Below are 3,910 nucleotides of genomic sequence, written 5' to 3' on the forward strand. Positions count from 1 at the left end.
TTCGTGGCGCAGGCCGAGCCCGCGGCACCGGGCCTTGACCCGGCGCGCCTCGTCGGCGGAGCCGGCGCGCAGCCCATGATCGACCGTCAGCGCGACCAGCCTGCCCGGGGGGCAAAGCCCGGCGAGGCCGTAGAGCAATCCGAGCGAATCGGATCCGCCGGAAACCGCGACGCCGAGCGGGCGCGGGTCGGTCAGTCGGGAGAGAAATTCGGAAAGACAGTGCCGGACATCGGGCGGCGGTGGCGCGGGCCGGTCCGGCGGGGCGGGCATCGGGGATGCCTCGGGCCTAGCAGCTCGCCCGGAGCTGTTCTTCGCTGACCTTGGCGCGCACGGCCGCCGAGGCTCCGGGATAACGGATCAGCACTTCGCGCAGCGTGGCGCAGGCGGTGTCGCGGTTGTCGAGCTGGGCCAGCGACATGCCGAGCTTGAGCAGCGTGTCGGCACCCTTGTCGGCCTGCGGATACTGCTTGTGGGCGTCGAGGAAGGTCTGCGCCGAGGCCTGGTAATTGCCTTGCGAATACTGCGCCTCGCCCAGCCAGAACATCGCGTCGGCGGCCCGTTCGCCTTCCGGAAACGCGGCCACATATTGCTGGAACACCTGCTCGGCCAGCGCATAGTCGCCGGCGAGCATGTGGTTGTAGCCGGCCTGGTAGATGTCCTCGGGCGCGGTCAGCGAGGCGGTGTCGGTCCCTGCCCCGGCCGTGGCCCCGGTTCCCGCGGCCGAGCCGTTCGGCTCGATGATGCCGCCGATCAGGTCGCCGTTCTCGTTGAACTTGATCGATCCGAGGTCCGCGGGCGCGGCGCCGGTTCCCAGGCTGTCCTGGCTGGTGGAGGCGGTGCTCGACGGCTCGACGCCCGGCTGGGTGGCGGCAGGCCCGGCATCGCCGCGCTGGCCGCCGGTCTTCTCCAGTTCCTGGAAGCGGAACTCGTTGTCCTCCTGCATCTGCCGCATCTGCTCCTGCATCTGCAGCATCTGGAAGCCCAGTTCCTCGATCCGGCCGTTGAGCGCGCGGACCTGCTCCTCGAGCTGGCCGATGCGGAACACCGGATCGCCCGACTGCGCCAGGATCACCGGCGCCCGCTCCGGCGCGGCCGACCCCACCGCGGCCGGTGGAACCGGCTCAACCGGCGAAAAGCCCGAGAATAAGGGCGCCGCATTCACAGGAAACGCACCTGCGGCCAACGCCGCGGCTGCAATCAGTTTGTAAAATGGTTTCATCAGCTGACCTCATTGTGCGGGGCGACGGCCCGTGACCCGGAGCCCGGATATCTGGAATACCGCATGGCGCGACCTCAAATCAACGCACAAACGGGCCAAACTATGATCATCGCCCGGCTCGACACAAAAAGAGGGCGGCTTGCGGGCCGCCCTCTTGCTTGAGGATCGAAGATCCGATGGCTGGCCTAGCTGCCCGCTCCGCCGAGCACGGTGACCGCGCGGCGGTTCTGCGACCAGCAGGAGATGTCGTCGCAGACCGCGACCGGACGCTCCTTGCCGAACGAGATGGTGTTCATGCGGTTGGCGGCGACGCCGCGGGTCGCCAGATACTGCTTGGTGGCGGCGGCGCGGCGGGCGCCCAGCGCCAGGTTGTACTCGCGGGTGCCGCGTTCGTCGGCATGGCCCTCGACCGTGATCTGGTAGGTCGGATACTGGTTGAGCCACTGCGCCTGACGGTCGAGCGTCGAGGCGGCGTCGGCGCGGATCACCGAGGAATCGGTGTCGAAGAAGATCCGGTCGCCGACATTGACGGTGAAGTCCTGCTGCGAGCCCGGCGTCGCGTTGCCGGCGAGACCGAGATCGGCCGCGTTGTTGGGCAGATTGTTCTTCTTCGAAGCGCACCCCGAAAGCACCAGCACTGTGAAAAGCGCGAGGATCGCAGGGTTGCGGGCAAGTTCTTGCATGCGGCCCATGGCCGGTCTCCTTGGTAGTTTTGGTTGACCGTTTGTAACCCGTCGCGGTTAATCCGCATTGAACGAAGACGGTTAACGCTTCCTTATTTTACATTCCGTTAGCCGCGTTTGAACGCACAATGCGGCGCAAAGACGGCGAAAACCCGCCTTTTTCGCGTGTTATGTCCTATTCCAGGAGCGGCGACCAGGCCGGGTCGGACGCATAGGACGGCGTCGTCACGAGCTGCTCGTTGTAGCCGGTGAGGTCGATCGAATAGATCTGCGGGCCGCCGGAACCGGCCGGCTGGCGGAAGAACATCAGCACCCGTCCGTTGGGCGCCCAGGTGGGGCCCTCGTTGTGGAAGCCGGTGGTCAGGATCCGCTCGCCCGATCCGTCGGTGCGCATGACGCCGATGGAGAACTTGCCGCCCGACTGCTTGGTGAAGGCGATCAGATCGCCGCGCGGCGACCAGACCGGCGTCGAGTAGGAGCCGTCGCCGAAGGAGACGCGGCGCTGGTTGGATCCGTCGGCGCCCATGACATAGAGCTGCTGGCGGCCGCCGCGGTCGCTCTCGAAGACGATCTGCGTGCCGTCGGGCGAATAGGAGGGCGAGGTGTCGATCGCCGCGGTGTTGGTGAGCCGCGTCGTCGCCCGCGAGCGCAGGTCCATGGTGTAGATGTTGGCGTTGCCGTCCTGCTGCAGGCTCATGATCACCTTCTGGCCGTCGGGCGAGAACCGCGGCGAGAACGTCATGCCGGGGAAGTTGCCGACGAGTTCGCGCTGGCCGGTCTCGAGCTGGAGCAGGTAGACCCGCGGCTGGCCGCCCTCGAACGACATGTAGGTGATTTCCTGGCGCGAGGGCGAGAACCGCGGCGTCAGCACGATGTCGTTGGCGTTGGTCAGCATGCGCAGATTGGCGCCGTCCTGGTCCATGATCGCGAGCTGCTTCTGCCTTGCGGTCTTGGGCCCGCTTTCGGAGACGAAGACGACGCGGCTGTCGAAATAGCCCTTCTCGCCGGTCAGCCGCTCATAGATGGCGTCGGCGATGATATGCGCCACCCGCCGCCAGTTCTCGGGGCTGGTGAAGAACTGCTCGCCCGACAACTGCTGGCTGGCGAACGTATCCCAGAGACGGAACTCCGCGCGCAGCCGGCCGTCGGGGTCGCGCACCACGCGCCCGGTCACCAGCGCCTGGGCGTTGATCACCGTCCAGTCCTGGAACCGCGGCGCGGCGTCCGGATTGGCAATCTTCTCGATGAAGGCGCCCTTGTCGATCGGCGCGAACAGGCCGGAGCGCTTGAGATCCGCCGCCACCACCGCCGAGATCTGCGCGCCGATGCCGTCGTCGGAGATGAAGTCGGTGATGGCGACCGGCAGCGGCTCGACATTGGCGCGGTTGATGTCGATCTCGACCACGGCGCGCGCCGGACCCGCCGCGAACAGGGCGAACGCGGCGGCCATCAGCAATGGCAGGACGGAAATGCGGTTGATCATTTTCATAATGCAGCCTTTCAGCGCTTAGAACATCTGGCTGGGATCGAAGTTCACGATCACCTCAGCCCATGAATCATACTTCTCTTGAGGCAACTGGTAAGGCTGGGACTTCAGCACCGCGCGGCGCGCGCTGCCTGACAGGGTTCGCCTGACTCCATCCGACCCGCCCGTGGCGGTAACGTCCGGCTCGCCCACAATGTTCCCTGCCATGTCGAGTCTCATCCGCACCGTCACCCGCACCTCGCCGCCATCGGCCATGCCCGGGATGATGTTCCAGTTCTTCTGGATCTGGCCGCGGAGCGCATCCATCTCGCTCTGGCTGAGCGTATTGCCGCGCGTGGTGCGCTCGCCGCCGAGAGACGCCGTCTCGGTGGTCCGCTTGGCGCCGCCGCCCTGGGCGTCCTGCTTATTAAGAAGCGCGGCCACCTCGTCTGCGTTGAAATCGCTCTCCTTGGTGGAGGCGGTTTCCGTGGGAGCCGCCGGCTTGGCCGCGGCCTTGGGCGGCTCAGGCCGCGCCTGGGGCAC

5 protein-coding genes are annotated in these 3,910 nt (G+C 66.8%); all 5 read right to left on the minus strand.

Features of this window, described 5'->3' with window-relative positions:
* The coding region (locus tag LL06_RS25220) for an ATP-binding protein (protein ID WP_035533589.1) at positions 1 to 270 on the minus strand (270 nt) is incomplete at its 3' end.
* 16 nt (positions 271 to 286) lie between these two features.
* Entirely contained in the window at positions 287 to 1,219 is a 933-nt protein-coding gene (ybgF, locus tag LL06_RS25225; protein WP_035533591.1) for a tol-pal system protein YbgF, read from the minus strand.
* 185 nt (positions 1,220 to 1,404) lie between these two features.
* Positions 1,405 to 1,911 carry a peptidoglycan-associated lipoprotein Pal gene (gene pal, locus LL06_RS25230; RefSeq protein ID WP_035533593.1) on the minus strand — a complete coding sequence of 169 codons (507 nt, stop codon included), beginning with the start codon at positions 1,909 to 1,911 and terminating at the stop codon, positions 1,405 to 1,407.
* Between the two features lie 166 nt (positions 1,912 to 2,077).
* On the minus strand, positions 2,078 to 3,391 hold the full coding sequence (gene tolB, locus LL06_RS25235; protein ID WP_035533596.1) for a Tol-Pal system beta propeller repeat protein TolB: 1,314 nt from the start codon (positions 3,389 to 3,391) through the stop codon (positions 2,078 to 2,080).
* A gap of 18 nt (positions 3,392 to 3,409) precedes the next feature.
* The coding region (locus LL06_RS25240; protein ID WP_244447223.1) for a cell envelope integrity protein TolA at positions 3,410 to 3,910 on the minus strand (501 nt) is incomplete at its 5' end.

It is taken from the genome of Hoeflea sp. BAL378, assembly GCF_000759435.1.
In the GTDB taxonomy this organism is placed as follows: domain Bacteria; phylum Pseudomonadota; class Alphaproteobacteria; order Rhizobiales; family Rhizobiaceae; genus Hoeflea.

Coding starts and splice junctions, on each gene's coding strand:
- ybgF (WP_035533591.1), bottom strand. CDS start 1,219: ATGAAACCATTTTACAAACTGATTGCAGCCGCGGCGTTGGCCGCAGGT.
- pal (WP_035533593.1), bottom strand. CDS start 1,911: ATGGGCCGCATGCAAGAACTTGCCCGCAACCCTGCGATCCTCGCGCTT.
- tolB (WP_035533596.1), bottom strand. CDS start 3,391: ATGAAAATGATCAACCGCATTTCCGTCCTGCCATTGCTGATGGCCGCC.